Origin of the sequence: Cryptosporangium phraense, from assembly GCF_006912135.1 — a bacterium.
GTDB lineage: Bacteria > Actinomycetota > Actinomycetes > Mycobacteriales > Cryptosporangiaceae > Cryptosporangium > Cryptosporangium phraense.
In genome coordinates, this window is the sequence record NZ_VIRS01000006.1 from 289,352 (window position 1) to 309,413 (window position 20,062).

13 protein-coding genes are annotated in these 20,062 nt (G+C 68.5%); 8 read left to right on the forward strand and 5 right to left on the reverse strand.

Translation table 11 applies throughout. The annotated features are described in order from the left end of the window. Positions 1-14: 14 nt before the first annotated feature. Together FL583_RS11620 and FL583_RS11625 are read right to left on the reverse strand one after the other, a co-directional pair. Entirely contained in the window at positions 15-1,409 is a 1,395-nt protein-coding gene (locus FL583_RS11620) for a tyrosine-type recombinase/integrase (RefSeq protein WP_142704587.1), read from the reverse strand. A gap of 140 nt (positions 1,410-1,549) precedes the next feature. Continuing rightward, a complete protein-coding gene (locus tag FL583_RS11625; protein ID WP_205752038.1) occupies positions 1,550-1,816 on the reverse strand; it encodes a helix-turn-helix transcriptional regulator in 267 nt (88 codons plus the stop codon). Between the two features lie 1,092 nt (positions 1,817-2,908). On the opposite strand from FL583_RS11625, the gene FL583_RS11630 reads away from it, so the two are divergent. From FL583_RS11630 to FL583_RS11640, 3 genes are all read left to right on the forward strand, one after another. Beyond that, positions 2,909-3,562, forward strand: a complete 654-nt coding sequence (locus FL583_RS11630) for a hypothetical protein (protein ID WP_142704588.1) — start codon at positions 2,909-2,911, stop codon at positions 3,560-3,562. 41 nt (positions 3,563-3,603) lie between these two features. Further along, positions 3,604-5,622, forward strand: coding sequence for a hypothetical protein (locus FL583_RS11635; RefSeq protein WP_142704589.1), 2,019 nt, complete (start codon positions 3,604-3,606; stop codon positions 5,620-5,622). Between the two features lie 139 nt (positions 5,623-5,761). Further along, positions 5,762-7,849 carry a hypothetical protein gene (locus FL583_RS11640; RefSeq protein WP_142704590.1) on the forward strand — a complete coding sequence of 696 codons (2,088 nt, stop codon included), beginning with the start codon at positions 5,762-5,764 and terminating at the stop codon, positions 7,847-7,849. 255 nt (positions 7,850-8,104) lie between these two features. Here FL583_RS11640 and FL583_RS11645 read toward each other — a convergent pair whose 3' ends face one another. Beyond that, positions 8,105-9,319 (reverse strand): hypothetical protein, encoded by a 1,215-nt coding sequence (locus FL583_RS11645; protein ID WP_142704591.1) that lies wholly within the window; start codon positions 9,317-9,319, stop codon positions 8,105-8,107. Positions 9,320-9,537: 218 nt separating this feature from the next. Between FL583_RS11645 and FL583_RS11650 the strand changes: the two genes are divergently transcribed. Continuing rightward, positions 9,538-9,744 (forward strand): hypothetical protein, encoded by a 207-nt coding sequence (locus tag FL583_RS11650; RefSeq protein ID WP_142704592.1) that lies wholly within the window; start codon positions 9,538-9,540, stop codon positions 9,742-9,744. Between the two features lie 356 nt (positions 9,745-10,100). On the opposite strand, the gene FL583_RS11655 is transcribed toward FL583_RS11650, so the two are convergent. Next, a complete protein-coding gene (locus FL583_RS11655; protein ID WP_142704593.1) occupies positions 10,101-10,286 on the reverse strand; it encodes a hypothetical protein in 186 nt (61 codons plus the stop codon). Between the two features lie 204 nt (positions 10,287-10,490). Between FL583_RS11655 and FL583_RS11660 the strand changes: the two genes are divergently transcribed. Next, a complete protein-coding gene (locus FL583_RS11660; protein ID WP_142704594.1) occupies positions 10,491-11,576 on the forward strand; it encodes a hypothetical protein in 1,086 nt (361 codons plus the stop codon). A gap of 295 nt (positions 11,577-11,871) precedes the next feature. Here FL583_RS11660 and FL583_RS11665 read toward each other — a convergent pair whose 3' ends face one another. Continuing rightward, complete coding sequence (locus tag FL583_RS11665) at positions 11,872-12,735, reverse strand: LGFP repeat-containing protein (RefSeq protein ID WP_240746657.1); 864 nt, start codon at positions 12,733-12,735, stop codon at positions 11,872-11,874. A 1,777-nt stretch (positions 12,736-14,512) separates the two neighbouring features. Between FL583_RS11665 and FL583_RS11670 the strand changes: the two genes are divergently transcribed. The 3 genes from FL583_RS11670 to FL583_RS41605 all read left to right on the forward strand — a co-directional run bounded on the left by FL583_RS11670 (position 14,513) and on the right by FL583_RS41605 (position 19,981). Continuing rightward, entirely contained in the window at positions 14,513-16,663 is a 2,151-nt protein-coding gene (locus FL583_RS11670; protein WP_170323600.1) for a sensor histidine kinase, read from the forward strand. A gap of 221 nt (positions 16,664-16,884) precedes the next feature. Beyond that, positions 16,885-19,080 (forward strand): sensor histidine kinase, encoded by a 2,196-nt coding sequence (locus FL583_RS11675; protein WP_142704597.1) that lies wholly within the window; start codon positions 16,885-16,887, stop codon positions 19,078-19,080. Positions 19,081-19,522: 442 nt separating this feature from the next. Continuing rightward, complete coding sequence (locus FL583_RS41605) at positions 19,523-19,981, forward strand: response regulator (RefSeq protein ID WP_240746658.1); 459 nt, start codon at positions 19,523-19,525, stop codon at positions 19,979-19,981. The last annotated feature ends 81 nt before the right edge of the window (positions 19,982-20,062 follow it).

Sequence of the window (20,062 nt, forward strand, 5' to 3'; positions counted from 1 at the left end):
CTATTTCGGATGTTTCAAGCCGCGTCCCGCCGGTCGTGTCGCGACCGCGGACCCGGATCGGTGTCCGGCCCGGTGGTGGGATCGCGGTCGATCGGCGACGCGTCGCCGGGGGCCGAGTCAGGGTCGAAGGCGTCGCTGATGGCGTTTTCGGCGGTGGTGTACGCGATGAGCAGGAAGCCGGCGTAGACGCGCATGAGGACGTCGATGCCTTGTCCGGCGCGGCGGGCGGCTTCGGTGATGGGCAGGCCGTTGGTGATCCAGACGGTGATGCCGCCGTGCCGGAAGTCGTAGGCCCGGCGCGCGACGGGGGATGCGGCTTCGTCGGGGGTGAAGGCGATGGCGCGGGCGAGGTGTAAGGCTCGGCCGTAGCCGGAGTCCTGCAGGGGGTTGCCGCGCATATTGGTGAACACGCGCCCGTCCAGACCGGCCCCGTAGCGTTTGAGGTGGTCGCGCAGCATGGTGACGAGGATCGGCGGGATCGGGACCCGCCGGGTCTCGGTGGCGGGCCGGTGTTTCAGGCCGCGAGCCTGGCGGGGCCGGCCGGTGTCGGTCCAGGCGGATCCGGCTTTGGCTTCGCTGCCGAGCAGGTCGAGCCACCCCCATCCGGAATCGGGCAGGTGGCAGGTGTTCTCTCGCAGCGCGACGGCCTCCGAGGGGCGCAGCGCGGCGTAGTAGAGGGTGGCGAAGAACGTCTGCAGCCGTTCGGCCCACGGCCCGATCTGCTCGAGCGCGGCGAGCAGGTCGCGGACTTGCTGTGGGGTGGGGACGATGCGGCGGTCGATGGCGTCGGCGACTGCGGGCGGGCGCCAGCGGACGGATTTCAGGGGTGGGGTGGTGAGCAGGCCGCGTTCGAGGGCGTAGCCGCAGGCGCCGGAGAGGGCGGCGCGTTTGCGGGTGATGACGCTGGCCGCGGACGGGGTCCCGTCGAGCTTGCGAGCACAGGCGTCCAGGACGCTGCGCACGGTCGCGGGGTTGCTCAGGACATGCACGGGCAGGGACGCGGTTTCGAGCCAGGCGAGCGCGACCACCGCGTCCGGCGGTGGTTGTTCGGTCCATGCGGTTTCGGGCCGGAACGCGAAGCGCATTAGCGCGCGGCGGCACTCGGCGTCCGGTGGGGCGCCGCGGCGGCGCCGGTCGAGCAGCGCCATGGTGACCGTGGTCAGGCCCTCGGCCTGCGAACGCCGCCCGTTGGGCGAGAGCCGGGGCCACTGCAGCAGCGTGTAGTCCCGGGCGTGCGCGAGCCAGGTTGTGGTGGATTTCGCGCGGGCCATGCTGGCGGGCAGCCCGGTGTGGGTGTCGAACGGCTCGCCTTTGCGGTAGGCGGTTTCGAGGTCGGTCAGGTAGTACCCGGCGGGGGTTTTGTCGCGGAACGATTCGTGGAATTCGCGTCCGTCGACGGTCCACCGCACCCGCCACCGGCCTTTCGCCGGCGGCTTCGTGGTGTTGGGGTTCTTGCGGGGTTTCGGGGAGAGGAACTGCAGTTTCTGGAATCGGACCTGGAACGACGTGGTCGCCGTCGGGTCGGGCGGTGGGCCGGGTGTGCGGCGGGTCATGTGTGGGTCTCCGGAACGAGGTCGGTGTGAGCGTTGATCCAGGCGTCGAGGTCGGCGCGCCGGAACCGCAGCTGTCCGTTGGGCAGGCGGATCGCGGGTGGTGCGTCGCCGAGTTGCCGCCATCGGTAGAAGGTCGAGCGGGGCACGGCGAGTTCGGTGAGGACTTGCGGCAGGGTCAGCAGCGGTTCGGCGGCCGGGTCGGCGTCGGGGTTGGGGGGGACGGGAGCAGTGCCATGGACGCTCGGTGTCCGCCGACCGGTCAAGTCGGTGTCGCCGGGATCCGCAGGACCAGCCGGCGCGGTGCGTCGGGCGTGGGGTGGGTGATGCGGCACGAGGTCGCCGCCTTCGAGGCGAGAGAGAACGCGGAGAGCGCAGCGCTCGGGCCCGGCCGCTCGGACCGAACTAGCGCCACATCCCCTACACGCCGTTTGTGATCGCTGGCGAACGACCCCCCTCGCTCACACGCGCTCACACGGCCGGTCCGCCGTGCGTCCGCCATGCCGCGTGTGAGCGATCTACCAGTGGATATGCCTGGTGAGAGTCCCGCGATTGCTCGGGCGTCGGGTGAGCAGTCGTCTCATCCAATGAAACGTGTGAGCGCCAGGGTCGCCGCGGCCGGCGCTCACAATGACACCGCTGACCATCGACGTGAACGCCGGACGCAGCGCCGACTTCGAGCCGTCAGAGAGCACCGCACCGATCAGCGACCGGACCCGGCCGAGTGCCCGGTTGAACAGGCACAGGAAGCGGCGGCGCGACCAGACGACTCTGCGCAGCGTGTCGGCCCTACACGGAGCGGCGCTCACGCGCGGTGGCGAGCTTGCGAGGTCGCTCGTCGGAGGGTCATCCGAACGGGCAAATCCGCAGGAGATTGAAACCGTCGGTCTTTTAATCCGCGGGTTCTGGGTTCGATCCCCAGGCGGCCCACCCGCTGACCTGCTGGTTTGCCTAATGCAACTAGTGTCGGAACTCGCCTAACGGCGTTTGGTGGCTCCTTGGCGGCTCCGATGTCGGGGACGTGTCGTTTCCGCAGATCAGCTGGCACCTCAAGCCCTCATCCTTGGTCGACTCGCTTACGACAGCTGCTTCGGCGCGACGGTCGACCGTGCTGCAGCGAGCTGCCCTTCTCGAAGCTCCGGTGACCCAGGAATGACTTAGGCCGGCTCTCGGCGAGCGCAGGGCGAGCGGAAGGGTGGCGGGCTACCTCGGCGACCGCCAGCTGGTCAGCCAGGTACGTCGCCCGAATGCACAGTGGACTGGGGAGCTCCTGCAAGGAACCATGACGGCGGGGATGGGGGTGCGCGTTGGAGACAGACACGACCACGGCGACTCGAAGTCAACACGCGATCAGGCTGTTGACCCTGCTGCGGGTCTGTGGCCAGGCTGTGGGAGGCGGCGATCCCGAGGCCGCGGTGCAGGTTATTCGGTCGGAGAAGCGCCTCCAGGCCTTGGACTTCTGGCTTCGCAACCCCGACTATCTGGCAGACGAGCTCATCACAGGAGTCGTCAACGACGTCATTGACGAGTCATACCTTGAGGTGGCCGAGAGGTTGCTGACCGACCCAGAGCCGGCCTGGCATCACTACCCGATGCCCAAATGGTTCTACGGCGCCTACGAATCGGTAGACGACGCATTCGCCCTACTTGACACATATGAGTTGGCGTTCGTGCGGCGGCGAGGGGCGCCTCCGAAGCGACTGCAGAACTCCTTCTTCCTCACGCAACACGGCGCCGCCATGGCTGATGAGCTGGCGACTACTGCGGTGTTGGACTGGTACCCGCGCCAGGCGGTCTTGGTCCACCTGGTGGCGGGTGACGATTCGGGCAGCCGCCTGAAGGAACGGCAGTACGCGCAGGAGGCGTACGCGCTAGCGACCTGGGGTGAACCCATCGGCTCGATTGGTGATCAAGTGGTCCGGCGCCTGAGGGAATCGAGGGGCCCGGCCGTCGCGACGGTCGGTGGCCCTACGGCGACGACGCCGGACGGGAATCAGGTGGGGGACGCATGACGCGGCTCGGTCAGGAGGTCGCTGGTGCAACTGGACGACCCGTGGACGACGTGGAAGCGGTGCTCGCAAAGCATCGGGTGACGGCGTCGGCAGCGATCCCCTCGCCGGCCTACCTCTGCTTCACCCGCCTGCGATTTTCCGGAACGAAGGTTCTGACGGGTGTAACGGCCGATGGCATCAAGGTCGAGCGCGACGCGGTCACCCGAGTTCCCTTCAACTTCGACTGGACCCTTTCCACGGGTCTTCACGGCATCGGAAGCGACGAAAACCTCCGGGGTAAGTCCAGCACCATCAAGGTCTTCATGTGGGCTCTGCGAGGCCGATGCGATCTGAAGAACGAGGTGAGGCAGTGGATCGACCACGTCGAAGCCGAACTGGTCATCGACACCGTCGCCTACCAGGTGATGTTTGACGTCGACCATGCTCGTAACCACGCTCCTACCGGAACTCTCACCCGCGTGAAGCCGGGGGACGCCGCACTGACTGTCGGCGTCTTCGAGGACGACGACCAGTTCGAAGAGGTGATGGGCTCGGCGATGATGGCCGCGCTGCGGCTACCGCCGATTGCCGGCCAGCAGGAGGGGCGTCGGACCCAGCACACGTGGCCGACATATGCGGGAGCGCTGCTGGTACGCGGGGACAACCTTCAGTTCCTTCTGGGAGACGTGCAGTGGGCCGGATTGCCGTCCCGGTTGCTTTCGCTGTTCGTCGGGTCGGAGTGGGCTGCTGCACGGGCTGAGGCCAAGACAGCGCTCACCGTTGCAGAGGCCGAACTTGCCCGATTGGAGTCAGCGGCGAGCCAGCACGCCTCGGCCATGAGCGTGGCGCACGCGGAAGCATTGCGGGCGCTGGAGGCCGCTCGTACTCGGGTGGAGCTGCTCAGTGCAACGACGGTCGATATCTCGGCGGTGACGCGCGCCGTCAGCAGGCTTTCAGAGTTGAACACGCAGATGGCGAATACCTCCCGTTTGCTGCGGGCTGCTCAAGCCACGCTCACCCTCGCGTCCAGCCAGTACACGGAGGAGATGAAACGCCGCCTGCGCGATCAGGAGGACGCCCAGGCCATCCGGTTCTTCCAGAAGCTGCGTCCGACCGTCTGCCCGCGATGCGCTACGCCCGTGACCGCCGAACGCTTCGCGGAGGAGAGCGCCGGTCACTCGTGCTCGGTATGCACGACCGACCTCGCCAGCGACGCCCACACCAGCCACCTCGTTGAAGGCGACTCGGCTCTGCATCCTGAGCAGACCGAACCCGGCCCGGTGGCCGGGCGTGGCGAGCTGGACGACGCTGCCGAACTCGACGAACCAGTTAACAGCGTCGAGGCTCTTATTACCGCCCGGAACAACGCGCAGGCAGAGACGCGAAGGCTTCAAGGTCAGCTCACCGCTGTCGAGACAGAAATCGCGAGTCTCTCCGCTGAACTTGACGCCAACCAGGCAGCTCAAGCAGCGGTCGCGGAGCGCAGAGACGCGGAGTTGGCCCTTGCCCGCGCGCAGGGCGCCGCTGACGCCCTGAAGCCGCAAGCGGGCCCAGTCGGACCCGACACCGCCATGATGGATGCCATCCGCCAAGACATCGAGGTTCTCAAAGCCGCAGAGAAACTGACCGCTGACTGGGTGACGAGGGCGCAGAGCACGTGGCTTGCGGAGCTCAGCGAGGACGTCACGACGCTCGCCCGGGAGTTCGGCTTCTCTAATCTCACCCGGGTCGAGGTCAACGGCGGCGCCCGGATGAGGGTTACCCAAGGCGGCGGGACCAACAACTATGGCGCTTGTGAACGCGGGGAGCAGTTGAGGCTGAAGCTCGCGACGGCCGTGGCTCTCATCCGACAGGGCCGCAGCCGCGGGGTGGGCAGGCACCCAGGGCTGCTGTTCGTTGACTCACCCGGTGCCGAGGAAGTGGCGGAAGACGACTTCGACAGCATGATCGAAGCGCTGCATCGAGCCGCCGAGGCGGCCGATATCCAGGTGTTCGTCGGAACCCGTCATACCGCTGAACTGGCGAATTTGCTCGGCGAGGACCGATGCCGTCTCGGTCACGGCACTCACTTTGTTTGGTAACGAGCAGGCACCGGTATTCACCAAACATCGCCTGCCGCGCCATGATGTGACCCACGGGCCCGGTAGCAGAGGCAAGTGAAAGGAGTTCTGCGGCAGATCGGATGACGATCCACGCCTTCGCGCGTGAAGGGAGGTCCTGATGACCCACGGTGACAGCGACGCGCCGGCTGCTTCCCGGACCGCCGCCTCGGCCGACCAAATCCTTTTGCGCTGCCAGGGCCGCACCCCCACCCTCACCGACTTCGGCGGCTGGACAGATTTGATCGCGCTGCTGCCCGAGCTCGTCGATCATCCTTTGCTCATCGCTGTCGCTCACCTGATGGCGGACCCCGCCATGACCGAGCACTCGATGCAGCAGGCGACGGACGCCGCCGGCCACCTGGCGAGGGCGATCGTTGCGACTAAGAGTCCAACGATCTTCCGAGACACTGTCGACCAGGTACTTGCATCCGATCAGCTGCTTGTGGCCACGGCAGGCGTCCTGTCTGCTCCGCTGCTGGCTCAAAGCGCACAGCCCTCTCGCGGTGCATCACGACGCGAGGCACTTCGTGCAGCCGATGCGCTTGAGGTATCAGTCCAGCTACGGCTAGGCAACTGGGCGCCGCGGTGGGACCTGTTCGCCGTGCTCGCTGCCTATGACGGGCGCGGACCAGCCGTCTATGGCAGAGCTGTCCTGAGGGCCGTCGTCGCTGCTATCGAACAGTGGACCGAGGCGGTGGATCTCCTTCCTGCGGCTCGCCGAGTGGCGGGCCTGGAGGCACCGCTGGGCACCGCCGACCCGAGCCAATCAGCCAGCGACCCGGCACTGAGCGATTCGGATACGGGTCTAGCGCTCTCACGCATATCCGTCCTGCTAGCGCTCCGGTCCACAGACAAAGCGGCGCTGCTCACACACCTCGACGACGCCGTTCGCTATCTCCAGCCTGCGCTCGAAGACGACGATCGGCCCGATGCGCACGTCACAGCCGACATCGCTCTGCTGCTGCGCGACCTGCTGGTGACTGGCTCGATCGCTGACGCGGACCTACCGGGAAGAATCAAGGCCAACGTCCGGGAACTCCTTCACCTGGACCCCGGGCGCAGCCACTGGTTGGGGCAGCGTATAGCCGCCGCGCACGCCGCCTGGGCCAAACTCGCGGTCCAATTGTCCGAAGCATACGAGCACCTCAGCGAACCTTCCTGGTACCAGGCGGCCGCAGTCATCGACGATGTCGTCGCCCTCTATCGCACCACCGGCTCCACGCACATCTTCCGACGCACCGAAGACGGCGCAGCAATCCACGACATCGTCGCTCCAACCCTGGAAGCAGGCTTCGCCGACCAAGCAGGCCTGATGCGTCACCTGCAAGACCATGTTCGTCACCTCGAGCTGCTCTGCAATGAGGGCACAGCCACCCCCGACCAAATCGCCGACCTACCTGTCGCTGTCGCGCTTCGCGACGCGGCCGCCGAACAATTCCGAGACCCCGCCGGCGGGTACCGCCCAAAATCGGAGGCCGGCATGCCTCCCGAAGGTGGAGGCCTGTCGGCTAGTCAGACCGCAACGGCATTCCCTCGGTACTCTCTCGAAGAGAGTGGTCCGGACACGCCATCACAAGCTCGTGTCCGCCAGGCAGTTGCTGTACGTATTAGTGGAGCCAGGGCATTCTCGCGGTCGCTCGTCGTCGACGAACTGCTCGACCGGGCAATGACGGGGCTCCGAGCCTCCGTCGACTACGTAGACGACATCGCCGAGTGCGTAAACCTGGTGACCGAGCTCCTCGTCATGTTCCTCTGGGACCGAAATCAGATCGGCGCCAGCGAGGCCCCATACCTGTACAACCCTGACGCGGACGAAGACGATCTCGCGAAGGACCTACGCCAGTTCCTGCGAGCCAGCGGCCAGCTCAACGGAGTGGACTCCGAGGTCCGGCACAAAGCCGGAGGGCGGGTCGACGTCGAGTTCGGCTTTCCAGGCTTTAGCCTCTTCGTCGAACTTAAGAAGGACGCGACGCGTAAGCCGGTTCCTGACAAGAAGTCCTACCTCGACCAAGCAGCGTCGTATCAAGTAGCTGACCCTCGCATCGGGTTCCTGCTCGTTCTCAAGCTCGTTCCTGCCGAGAAAGCGCCGAAACCTCACCTACTGGACTGCCTCGAAGTCGTCGAAGTCGCCGATGCGAACGGTGCGCCGCGCCACGTCGTTGCTCTCACGCTCTCTGGCGCGTTGACGAAGCCATCGGACATGTGACGGCTGAACAGTTACGCGGCTAAGGGGCCCCAGTCGGACGGCCTTCAGTCCGGCTTGGGGGGTTAGCACCGGCTGTGGGGGTGCTGTGAACGGCGCCCACTGGACGCCCTGCGTCCATGGTCAGTCGAAATGCCCCGGACCCTGGGCTGGGTGGAGCGCCGCTGCGCGATGGCGAGCGCCGTGTTGTGTGCCGAGGAGTTAGGTGATCTCGATGGCTGGCCGTTGCCGTCCTCGCGTACATGAGTCGAAGGGCCACTACGACCACAGGAGGTCTTCGTCGTCCTGGAGACGTGACGGGATCGGGTAGGCGGTCAGGGTGTCGGTGACGACGGTGACTGGGTCACGGTCGAAGGTCGACGGGGCGACGGGGCCGAACTGGTAGGGCTCTTTCGGCGGAGGCTGCCCGTTACGCACGCCACCGTCGGCTTCCGCATCGGAGTCTTCGCGGCTGGGGTTTGCTTCCGATCCTTGAGCGGGGAGTTTTCCTCGCCTCCGCTGGGGCATGGGATCGTAGAATTCGAGAAGCCCGAACTCGACGAGCTGCTGGGCGTGGAGATACACCTCTCCGCTGATGCCGTAGCGGCCCCAGCGCACCGTACGTGGGAGCGCGACCGTGGCCCGTGATGGTCCGCTTTGGGCTGAGTCGTAGTTGAGCCGCCATTGCTGGTCGAGGACGGCCAGCAACATCACCAATTCGGCCGGTTCCAAGACCAGATGCCAGCCATTCCAGAAAAACGCGGCGGGAAGCCTCAGCCCGGTGGGGCTCCTCTCGGGCGGCACGCGGTATCGCAGGCCGCTTCCGTCTTCCTGCAGCAACTGCCACTGCTCGTATCGGTAGCGGGTCCCCGGCGGATGAAGAGCCACCAGACCTGCGGCTTCCAGCACATCCAGCGCGCGGTGGACTTGGGCGCGCCGAGCGCGGGGCCCTCTCGGAGCGGTCAGCGCGGCCAGAGACGCCCAGGCCGGGCCGGTCTCCGGCCGGCCACGAAGATTGGCGAGGTCGTTGACGAATACCGGCCGCATCCCCGGGCGTGCCGGATCGGCGCGCAGGTGCGCGACGTAGACCGCGGTCAGGTAGAACGCCAGCGCGTTGGAACGCCGGTGGACCAGACGGGTCGCCGGGGGTCGGCTGGCGACCTCCGCCGCCTGCCGGTCGCGGTAGTCAGGACCGGCATCGACCGCGAGGCTTTCGTCGGGCCACGCGTCGGCCGAGTCGCGCAGTCGCATCGTGCTCAATCGTATGAAACCGGGCAGGATCCGAATCTCCGGGACATCGCCGGTATCGATCGTCCGGTAGTCGGCTCGGGCGCGCTCCAGAGCAACACGTTTTCTCGCTAGCCGGGTCAGCCGTTGCTCGCGTGAAGCCCGCATCCGCTCGACGCTGCGTTCTCGCCAGGCTGCCTGCCGCTGCCGGTCGAGGACCGGATCCGGAGGAATCTCGCCGCGCGGGGGCGACTTGCCAGGTGACACGGCGAACCTCCCGGCTGGTCCGACACGGCGAAGAAGGTCACGGCGGAGCGGCACATAGCACTACCTCTTCTCGTAGGAAGAATAGTCAATCGATAAGTAGAGACCCGTGCCGCTCTGCCATGACCTCGACCGCATGGCGGTCGCGTTGCGACCTAGGGAAACTCGCCGAACAACAACCGCGAGCGCCCCAGCCACCGGGGGCGAGAGGAGTTCCACCCGTGAATACGCGTACGACGACCGACCCGACGCCCCCATCCCTGCTGCCGATGCGTTCCGCGCTGATCATCGTGATCGCGTTGCTCGTCGGCGCGGTCATGGGCGGGCTGACACTGTGGGGCGGCACGTCACTGCCGGTGGCGCTGGTGGCCGGACTCTCCACCGCTGGTATTTCCCTGCTACCGCTCGACCGCATCGTCGGCAGGTGAACAACCGGCAGACGGTGGGCGTCCAGCGTCGGTGACCCGCTCGTCGGCTGCCGATCGCGAGGGGCTGCCCGGCTGGCGACGATTTCTCTGCGCCGAGGTGGCTGGAGCGACAACGGGTGGGAACCGAGGCGTTCGGACAGCGTCCACGGTGCAGCTGGGTAAGGCGGCGAAGGCCGCAGGCCGAAAGCTCTCGAAGAGTCGGCTGCCCGCTTGCCCGGGGCCGCGCGGGTGGCATGGGACCGGTTCGAGTCGTCTGAGCTTCGGTTCGTGTCAGGTACCTCTGACGGCCTGGTGCGGAGCCGACCGTGATCCGCAGGTACGCCTGGTGGGCCGGCCGGTCGCGGGCTCGACGGTTGTCATCGCCCTGAGTTGCGCAGGAGCGCGTAGAGCGCTGCGGCCGTGGAGAGGCCGGAGGCCCAGGCCGGGCTGCTGGCCCCGACCACGGCGGCGGTCAGCGCGGTCGCCGCGGCCAGCGCTCCGCGGATCCGGCGCCCTGTCCGGCGGGGCGTGGGCTCGGGTGCGGAAGCTTCGGGGTGAGTCATCGGGATGCGCTCCTGAACTGGGGCTGGCCGGTTACGGAGCCAGTTCACCGGGTGCGGCCGGGTGGGTCCCCCGCGAGGTCACGGGGCTGAAACGCCTTGGCAGGGTGGCTACGCTCCGGCGGCATGGTCCGTAAGCCGCCCAGCCCTGCCGACGTGGCGCTTATCGCTGCCGCCGCGGCCCGCGGATGCACGGTGACGCCGGCGATGTTGGCAACGTGGCGGCGCGCGGGACTGCTGCCGTCGAACGTGCGGGGGCCGGCAGCGGCCGGTGGGCGGGGAACGACCTCGGCGACGCCACCCGAGGCGCTCACCCTTGTGCTGTGGCTGAGCGACCACGCCCGGCCCGGTCGCCGCCCCACCGATGTGGCGCTGGAGGCGTTCGCCGCGGGGCTACCGATCCCGGAGGCCACAATCCGGGATGCGTGGCTGAGCACCGCGACGAGCCTCGCCCTGCCGGAGACCCCGCCAGAGGTTTCGGCGGAGGCCCGGGAGGGCTGGGTGGCCGAGGTCGCCGACGCGGCGGTGGCCCGCGAGAGTCATCACCCGGTGCTTCTTCCGCGGCGGATCCGTGACCTGGATGCGCGCGTCGCCGCGGTCGGCTTCTCCTGGGCGGCGCCGGAGATCGCCGCATTCGACAAGGGGCCGGGCACCGACGAACCGTTCACCCGCCGCGACTATGTGCACCTGACCGTCTCCGCGGTGCTGGGAGGCACCGCCCAATTCGACGACATCGACCTCGCCGGTTACGCCCGCGCGCTGGCCCCGGCCGGAGCAGCCGTACCGGTCGCGTCGATGCTCGAACACCCCGACGACAACCCGGCCCTCGCCGAGATCCACGACGGGAACAGCCTGACTCTCCTGCCCGCCGGTGACATCCGGAAAGCCCTCGCCGGCCTGATCAACGAAGCCTCTCTGAGCCAACTACGTGCGGCGTGGAAGGCCGTCGAAGACCTCCACGAGTGGGCCGAGTCACTCTGCGCGAACGCCGAACACGAACTCGACCTCCTCGCCGCCGGGGTAATCCGCGACGCCTGGCCCGGGATCCAGGCCTGGTGCATCGGCTCGCTCCTGGGCGCGAACCGCAGCTTGCTGATCGCCGGTCTGCGTGATCCGGCGCCGACCAGCAGCGCCCGCGCGCACCTCGCGGTGACCCTCCTGTTCATCACCACGGCGCTCAACCGGCTACGGATACTCGTTCCCGGTGGCCAATTCGAGTTGCTGCCCGACCTGCTTCCCCCATTCCTTACCCGCCTCACCGAGCTCATCGCCGACCCGCGAGCACCTACCTGACGCGAGCAGCCAGCGGTTCGTCGCAGAATCCAGCACGGCGAACTCCGGCCGCGCCGGTATTCAACGGCACACATGACCGAAGGCCCGGCTCTGCCGGCAACTGCACGATGCGACCAGGGCGGCCGGCCCGTGGGTGTTAGGTCGGCCGCTCTGCGCGTTTCCGGGCTCCCGTTTGTGGCCGCCAGTTGCGCCAGCCGCCGGACGAATCCCGATGTCCCGCTCCTTGCTTCAACGTGTAAGCGTTAAATCTCAGGTGCTTCGCTGCCGTTGACGGGCCGCCAGCGGCGCGTCGCGTCTAGAACCGTGGAATGCTGTTGCAGTACGCGGTCGCGCCTCGACCCGGGTACCACTGGATGTAGCAGTTGTTCTGGAAGTTGGTGCGACGACCACCATCGGTGGTCGCGAATTCATCTGATGTCGGGAAGCCGAGCTGGCTGTTCTCCCAGCCGAGTGCCGCCCAGCGGTCGCGAATCTGGCCGTGGACTTCGTGCGCGCCTGTTGCGGGAGACCAGTAGATCGACCATCCGGCCTGGAAATGGTTGAACGCGCCGGTCTTGCGTGGTGTGCGGATCTCATCGGTTACTGGGAAGCCCATGTCGCCGCGTTCCCAGCCCATCGACGCCCATTTATCGCGGATGAGTCCGTGGACTTCGTGTGCTCCGGTAGCTGGGGACCAGTAGATCGACGCGTTCTTGCTGAAGTGGTTGAACGCTCCGGTCTTGGTGGGAGTGGATGTTTCGTTGCTCGTTGGATATCCCACGATGCCTTGCTCGTAGCCGAGCGAAGCCCACTTGTCGTTGATCGATCCGACCACCTCCCGCCACCCGACTTGTGAGGTTCTGACCAGCGTCGTGCCGTCGAACATGTAGCGCTCGTTTAGGCCGAAGCCCACCACCGATTTGGCTTTCTGCTGTGTGTGTCCCTCGCAGCGGTGGACACGTGTCCCGATTACTCTCGCGCCGCTGTCGGCGCTGATCCACTCTCGCTCGTACACCCGGTATAGACGCGGCCCGGTGCGCACGACCTCCCGCGGTGTTTCCTTGGCCCACGGGTTGGCCGTTCGCCCGGTCTCCCACGTTCCGGTATGACACAGCGGGCTGGACGGCTCCGCGGCTTCTGCCGCCGCCGTCGCGAAGGGGCTGATCGCTAGCAGGCCCACGGCTACAGCGATCGTGCCCGCACGTCTCCAGCCCAAAGTCCGTCCCATGTTTCCCCCTTGAAATGATTCGCATCCCACCCAGCCCGAAAGGCGCCTCCGGGCGCAACGGGCGGGAGTAACAGACCACGATTCCCTCGATCCGGTAAGCACCGCCCCGGGAAATGACCCGATCGTTCGTGCGGCCGCACCCGTTACGGACTGTCGCTATCGGCGTTTCGGCTCAGCGGCACGGCCAATCGGGCGATCAAGGTGAGCGGGCCACTCGTGCCGGCCGCGGATGCTCCGATGTGGCAGAGGCGTATGCATGGGTTGGGTGCATGGGTTGGGTGCATGGGTTGGGTGCATGGGTTGGGTGCATGGGTTGGGTGCATGGGTTGGGCCGTTGGATCGTCTCCGGTCGGTGGGAGCGAATGCGCCGGTTGTCGTTCGGGCCCGCGGCGGGACCGGCGTCGGCGGGCTCGGACTCGGTTCCGGCGGCACCGCCCAGGCGCGCAGTGAGCCCCTCGTGCGCTGATCCGATGGGATGGTGACCGTGCGCCTCGGCCCCGAATCGAAACTCCGGTTCAGCAACCGCGGTGTGTGCGGAGCCTCCACACTGGCGAGTATCTCCTACTCTGTCCCGATCCCCTTCCGAGACCGGGCAGGGGCTGACTATCCCGGGAAGAGACAATTCGGCAGGCCCGGCGGGTCAGATGTTCGCGGATGGCGTGCCCGGCCACCGGGTGGGACACTTTGGCGCCTGGCTCCGAGCGCTATGGCACGACGTACGGTTGCTGGCGCCGCGGTGGGATTTCTGGATGGCGTATTTGGAGCGCTGGACACGCTGCCTCGTCAGTGTCCGGCGTTGATCGCTGGCCCCGTGGCGCGGAGCCGGCCGGACGGCGCCTTGAGGAGCGGTCGGCGTGGTCGGGGGCCTAGGATTTTGTCGTGGCCTCCTCCCGGTGGACCTGGATGTGCGTGTTGTTCGAGCATCAGGAGTATCCGCAGTTCATGAGCCGGTTCTGCACCCGGCGGGAGTTGATCGTCTGCCAGCGGTGCGGTGAGCAGCGCACGGTTCGCGAAGAGCCTGACCATGACTGGGGCGCGTGGATACTGGGTCCCGAGCGTGGGCCGTGCGCGGTGTTACACACCTGCACCCAATGCCATGTGACCGAGTGGGAGTACGAGCGCGACGCGCGGGAACGACCGCTTACCGGACTTGACCCCGCGCAGCGCACAGCCTAGGATCGCCGTCTCCGCCGAGGCGGAGACGCGACGCTGGCCGCAGGGTGCTGCGCTCGATCCCGCGAATTCGGCGTGCACGCGGGCCGAGGTGGTCGGTGTGCGGTTCGCGCACGATATGACTGAGGGCCGCCGGCGCGACGACAGTTATTGCCGGACCGCCGGCTGTACCTGGTCGGAGTCGGGCGACATAGACGACACCGCCTGACTGACTGATCGACCGATCGGTAACCGGTCGCCGTGCCGAGCGGCTGCCGGACTGCGCCGCCGTTCCGGGGGCCAGACCTGGATACGGCACAGGAGTGCGCTGGCGGTCTTCGTGGGCGCGTCTCCTCGCCAGGTTCCAGGCCTTGCCGCAGGCGGTCGGTGCGGCAATCAGCCGGGCAACACGAAACATGCGTTTAGTCGTGTTAGCGTCATTGGCCGGGTTGGGCCAGCTGGTCGGCGGTGGGAGCCGGTAATGGGGCGGGCGGCAGGCGAAATGAGGCGAGACTCAGTCGCGCTGGACTGGTCTGACGACACCGTCGGGCCCTGGCGCGGTGTGCCGCCCGGGTTGATGGCGGAGCTGGCCGCGCGGGTGGCCGACGCGCCGGCCGCAGTATGGGTAAGGATCGATGGCCGCTGTGAGCGGGTGGTCGGCCGGTCGGGGGCGGCGGTCGCCGGGTGGCCGGAGTCGTGGCGTGTGGCCGACGGGCCGGCGGAGTGTCTGCTGCGCATGAACGGTGCGCTGGTTGTGGAGGACACGTCTGCGGATCTGCGCTGGGGTTGCTGTCCGCTGCGGGTGTCCGCGGACATTCGGGCGTTGCTGGCGGTGCCGCTGCGCGGGGCGGATTCGGGTATCACCGGCGCGGTGTATGTCGTCGATACCGTGTCCCGGCGGTGGCCGGACTCAGTGCTCGAGGCCGTCGAGCGGCTGGCCGCGTGGGCCAGCGGGGCGACGGCCGGTCAGGCTGCGCCTTGGGGTGCGGCGGATGCAGGCGGCGCGGCGGACGTGCCCGAGGTGGCCGACACGGACGACGCCCACGGGAAGATTGCGGTCGCCTCCTCCGGTCCGGCGTCTGATCCGTTTCTGACCGCGTTGGTGGAGACCCTCGATGTCGGTGTCGCCGCTTGCGACAGTCGTGGACGGCTGATCCTGTACAACCGGGCGTTGCGTGAGCTGCGGGGTCTGCCGGACACGTGGACGCCCTCCGAGGATTTGGCGACGTCGCTGGCGGCCAGACCGGTGCTCGGCCCGGACGGTGATCCGCTGGCGGTGGAGCGCACACCGCTGGGCCGGGCGTTGCGCGGTGAGGTGGTGGAGAACACCGATGTCGTCCTGACCGCCCCTGGGCAGCGCCTGCGGATCGCCGCGGCCCGGGCGAAACCGATCCACGACGGTGACGGCCGCTGCGTGGGGGCGGTGGTGGCGTTGCAGGAGGTCACCGATCGCCGCCGCGCGGAACGGTTCGCCGAGTGTGAGCTGCAGGTGGCCCGGGCGCTCGCGGAATCGGTGTCGGTCGCGGCTGCCGCCCCGGCGGTGCTGGAGGCAGTGGCGCGCAGCTTGCAGTGGCCGCACGCGGAGCTGTGGCTGATCGACGGGGCGGGCGAGCAGCTCGACCCGGTCGCGCAGTGGAGCGCTCCGGGACTGGATCTGCAGGTCGAGCTGCCTGCGGTCACCAGTTTCGAGGGGATCGTCGGGTCGGTCTGGGCGACCGGGCGGCCGCTGTGGGTTCCGGATCTGGCCGGCAGCCGCTATTTGACGACCGGCGAGGCCGCGGCCCGCAGCCGTGAGTGCGCGCGGCAGGGGTTGCGGACCGTACTGGCGGTTCCGCTGCTCGACGCGGGCCGCGTCCAGGGCGTACTGGCCTGCTTCGCCGACACCCTCGAGGACGGGCAGGAACTGCTCACCACGCTGCTGGGCACCATCGCTCGGCAGATCGGGCAGTTCTTGGCCCGGCGGCGCGCCGACGAACTCGCCCTGGATCTGGCCCGCACCAAAGACCAGTTCCTCGCGCTGGTCAGCCACGAGATGCGCACCCCGCTGACGGCCATCTCGACCTACACCGAACTGATCCTCACCGACGACGACCAGGCCTGTTGCCCGGATCATCGAATGCTGCTGGAACGCATCGACCGCAACACCCGCAGTCTGCGGGCGATCGTGAACGACCTGCTCGACCTGGCCGCGCTGGAGTCCGGCCGCTTCACCATCTGCCGGGAGCCCATCGATCTGGTCGCCGTGGTGCTCGATGCCGTCAGCGCCGCGGCCACAGCCGCCGCCACCGCCGGCGTGGAGCTGCTCACCGCACTCCCCGACCGCGCCGAGCTGCACGGTGACGCTGCGCGCCTGCGGCAGGTCCTGGACAACCTGATCTCCAACGGCATCAAATACAGCCCGCACGGCGGGCAGGTCCACCTCCGCCTCGACGCCGACGCCGACGCCGACGCCGGGAAGGCAGGGGAGGCCGGGGATATGGTCCTGACGGTCAGCGACACCGGCATCGGCATTCCCGAGGCCGAACGACCACGCCTGTTCGGCCGCTTCTACCGGGCTTCGACCGCCCGCACCCACGGCATCCCCGGCACCGGCCTCGGCCTCACCATCGTCCGGGCGATCGTGGAAGCCCACGACGGCACCATCGGCCTGGTGGACACGGCCGGACCAGGAGCCACCTTCCGGGTCCGGCTCTCGTCCGGACCTCCCGCCACCGGAACGCCCGACTGATCACCACTGGAAATTTGGCTGTTCACCGCCAGAACGCCGGACCGTTCGCTGCGGGTCGCCGAGGGCCGACTGGTCGCGAACGTCGGCCTCCGGGCCCGGACGGTGCCCGCAGCCACGCGCGACACGGCCAAAAGGCATCCGATTCTGGGAATTCGCACATAATTGACGCCAGGTGGCGTCGAGGTTCCCGTGGTGACGCCGCTGAAGCGCGCGAAAAGGCGGTGCCGGTCGTCGTGGTGGTGAAGGAAGCGGTGGAGCCGTCAGACCCGGCGAATTCGCCGGGTCCGGCCGAGGCCTCGGCGTCCAGCGGCGTCCGCGCGCCCGCGGACACGGGGACAGCGTCCCTGGCCGACCTGGACACGGTGGAGTTGCTGGACTCGGTCGCTGAAGCGTTTTTCACTCTGGACCCGTCCGGGGTGATCGCGGGCTGGAACGCCGCCGCGCGGACGATGTTCGGATTCACTGCCGCGGAGGCCGCCGGGCGGCGCGCGGACGAGCTGCTCGGCGCCCAGTACACGCAGCGGCCGATCCCGGCGGTTCTGGCCGACCTGCTCTCCGGCGCGTCCACCTCCGTGAACGGCGTGACGCCGCTGCGGCACCGCGACGGTCGCCGGATCTACGCGCGGGTCCGGATGTCGACCCTGCACGCCCGCCACGGTGCGGCGGTGGTGTGCGTGTTCCTCAGCGACGTCACCGACCAGGTGGACGCGATCACCGCGGCCGACGCGGCCGACGCCGCGGTGAAGAAGGCGGACGTCGCGGCCAGGAAGGCAGACATCGCTGCCGACGCGCAGCGCGGATTCACCGAGGCGCTGCTGGACAGCCTCGGCGAAGGCGTCGTCGCGGTGGATCAGACCGGTCGCGGGGTGGTGTTCAACCGCGCGATGCGCGAGCTGCACGGCCTGCCGGCCGATCTGCCGCCGGAGGCAGCCCGGGCCGCGGCACTCACCCAGCTGCGCCACCCGGACGGGCGACCGGCGCGCGCCGAGGATCACCTCATGGACAAGGCCCTGGCCGGCCAAACGATCCGCGACGCCGAATGGATCGTGACCCTCGACGGTCACGCCGACCGCTACGTCGCGGCCAGCGCACAGGCGATCCTGGCCGGCGACAATGAGCGGATCGGAGCGGTCACCACCGTCCAGGACATCACCGACCGTCGCCGCGCGGAACGGTTCCGGGACTGCCAGCTCGCGGTCGCCAAGATCCTCAACCGGCCCGGCACCCTGGCCGAGCTCGCGGACGACATGTTGGCATTGGTCGGGCGCACACTCGCCTGGCCCTACCTGAGTCTGCGGGTCGTCGATCCATCCACCGACACGCTGCGCCGGATCGGGCGGTGGAGCGCCGCGGGCTACGACCTCGACGAGCTTCTCCCCGTCCACCTCACCCGGGACGCACCCGTGATCCCAGCCCGGGTCTGGGCGACCGGCCGCCCGATCTGGGAACCCGACCTCGCGTCCCTACCCGCGCCCGGCGGCGCCTCCACTCCCGGCGGCGCCTCCACTCCTGGTCGCGTATCCGTCTATGCCGAACACGGGCTGCACGCGGCGCTGGCCGTGCCCGTCCGCGACGGCGACGACGTCCTCGGGGTTCTGACCTGCTTCGCTGACACCATCGAACACGACGAATTCCTCCTCACCGGTCTTCTCGGCGACGTCGCCGCGCAGATCGCGCAATTCCTGGCCCGGCGCCGCGCGGAAGACCTCACGAGCGCGCTGTCGAAAGCGCGGGCGGACTTCACCGCGCTGATCGGTCACGACATGCGGACCCCGTTGACCACCATCGGCACCTACGTCCAGCTGCTGCTCGAGGACCCCGCGCCGCGGCCCAACACCGAGCGCCAGCTCCTGGACGGCATCGACCGCAACAGCCGCGCGCTGCGGGAGCTCGTCGAAGGGCTGCTCGACCTAACCGCCCTGGAACGTGACGACACACCCCTGGCGATCCACGAGGTCGACCTGTCCGCGCTGCTCACGGCCGCGATCGCCGCGGCCCGACCGGCCGCGCAGGCCGCCGGTATCCAGCTGCACACCACCCTGCTTCCGCGGCTCCACATCGACGGGGACCGCGACCGGCTCCGCCAGCTGCTGGACAAGCTGCTCACCGCGGCCATCACCGGCAACCCCGGCGGCGGCGACGTCCACCTCGACCTCGACCGTGCCGGAAACACCGCACAGCTGACCCTCACCGACCCCGGCGGGCTCGACCTCGCCGATCGGACGTTCGAACGGTTCTCCCCGGCCAACACGACCGGCACCGGCAACACGACCTCCGGACTCGGTTTCGTCTTGTCCCGGGCCATCGCTGAGCGACATGGAGGCAGCCTCGTCGTGCAGCAGGACGGGCGAACGGTCACCACCACGGTCCTACTCCCGATGCGTAGCCAGTCCGCGCCCTCTCCCGCCGATCGCTGACCGCAGCAGGCTCTGACTCGCCCCGGGGGGGCGGGCGCCGGCGCCGCCGGCCCTGCGCGGACGGGGCCTGCGCGGGTCGGGGCGGAGCGTGGCGAGGCGGGTCATGCCTGTCCGCGGGTGCTTCCACGGCGGCGGGCGTCTTGCGCCCGGCCGCGCGCACTGGGATCACCCTCTCCTGATCGGCATGTGCGCTGCAGGCTTTAATCACCGGCGGCTCGCGGGAAGGGCCTCGGGCAGATCAGTAGCGTCCGGCGGACGGGTATCGGCGCTGGGCCGCGCACGTGTGGATGGCTGTCTGCACGGCGATGGGTCCGTCGGCCGGCCGGCATCTTCCGGCAGCCGGTTGGTGCCGGTGACGGCGAGGCGCGAACGCCCGGCAAACGTGTTGCCATCAGCACATTCACCCGGCGCTCGGCCGAGCCGGTGGACTAGTGTTCCGAAAGTGTCTCGTGACTCGAAGTCGGCTGGGGGCGCCTTCGAGGTGCTGATCGTGGACGACGACCCCGGCGACGTGCTGCTGATCGAGGAAGCGCTCGCCGAGCGGCGCCTCCACCATCGTCTGCACACCGCCGGCGACGGGGTCCTCGCGCTGGAGTTCCTCCGCGACAGCGCCCAGCCGCGGCCGGATCTGATTCTGCTGGATCTGAACATGCCGCGGATGAACGGCCGGGAGCTTCTCGGCGAGGTCAAGGCCGATCCGGCGCTGCGCGCGATCCCGGTAGTGGTGCTCTCGACCTCCGCGGTGACCGAAGACGTCACCGATAGCTACGGCCTGCGCGCCAACGCCTACGTCACCAAGCCGGTGGACTTCGACGACTTCGTCGCCACCGTCCAGCACATCGACGACTTCTACCTCGGGGTCGTGCGGCTGCCCCGCTCTCCGGGCAGCCACACCGCCTGACATCCGGCGCGCTGGCGCGGATAGGGGGTACTCGCCAGGCCGACGGCGCAGCGCCCACCTCCCGAGGCGGTGGCGACGCCG

What these genes read in the sequence shown, in the direction of transcription:
- FL583_RS11640 (WP_142704590.1), top strand. Translation starts at nt 5,762, where the DNA reads ATGACCCACGGTGACAGCGACGCGCCGGCTGCTTCCCGGACCGCCGCC.
- FL583_RS11655 (WP_142704593.1), bottom strand. Translation starts at nt 10,286, where the DNA reads ATGACTCACCCCGAAGCTTCCGCACCCGAGCCCACGCCCCGCCGGACA.
- FL583_RS11660 (WP_142704594.1), top strand. Translation starts at nt 10,491, where the DNA reads ATGTTGGCAACGTGGCGGCGCGCGGGACTGCTGCCGTCGAACGTGCGG.
- FL583_RS11670 (WP_170323600.1), top strand. Translation starts at nt 14,513, where the DNA reads ATGGCGGAGCTGGCCGCGCGGGTGGCCGACGCGCCGGCCGCAGTATGG.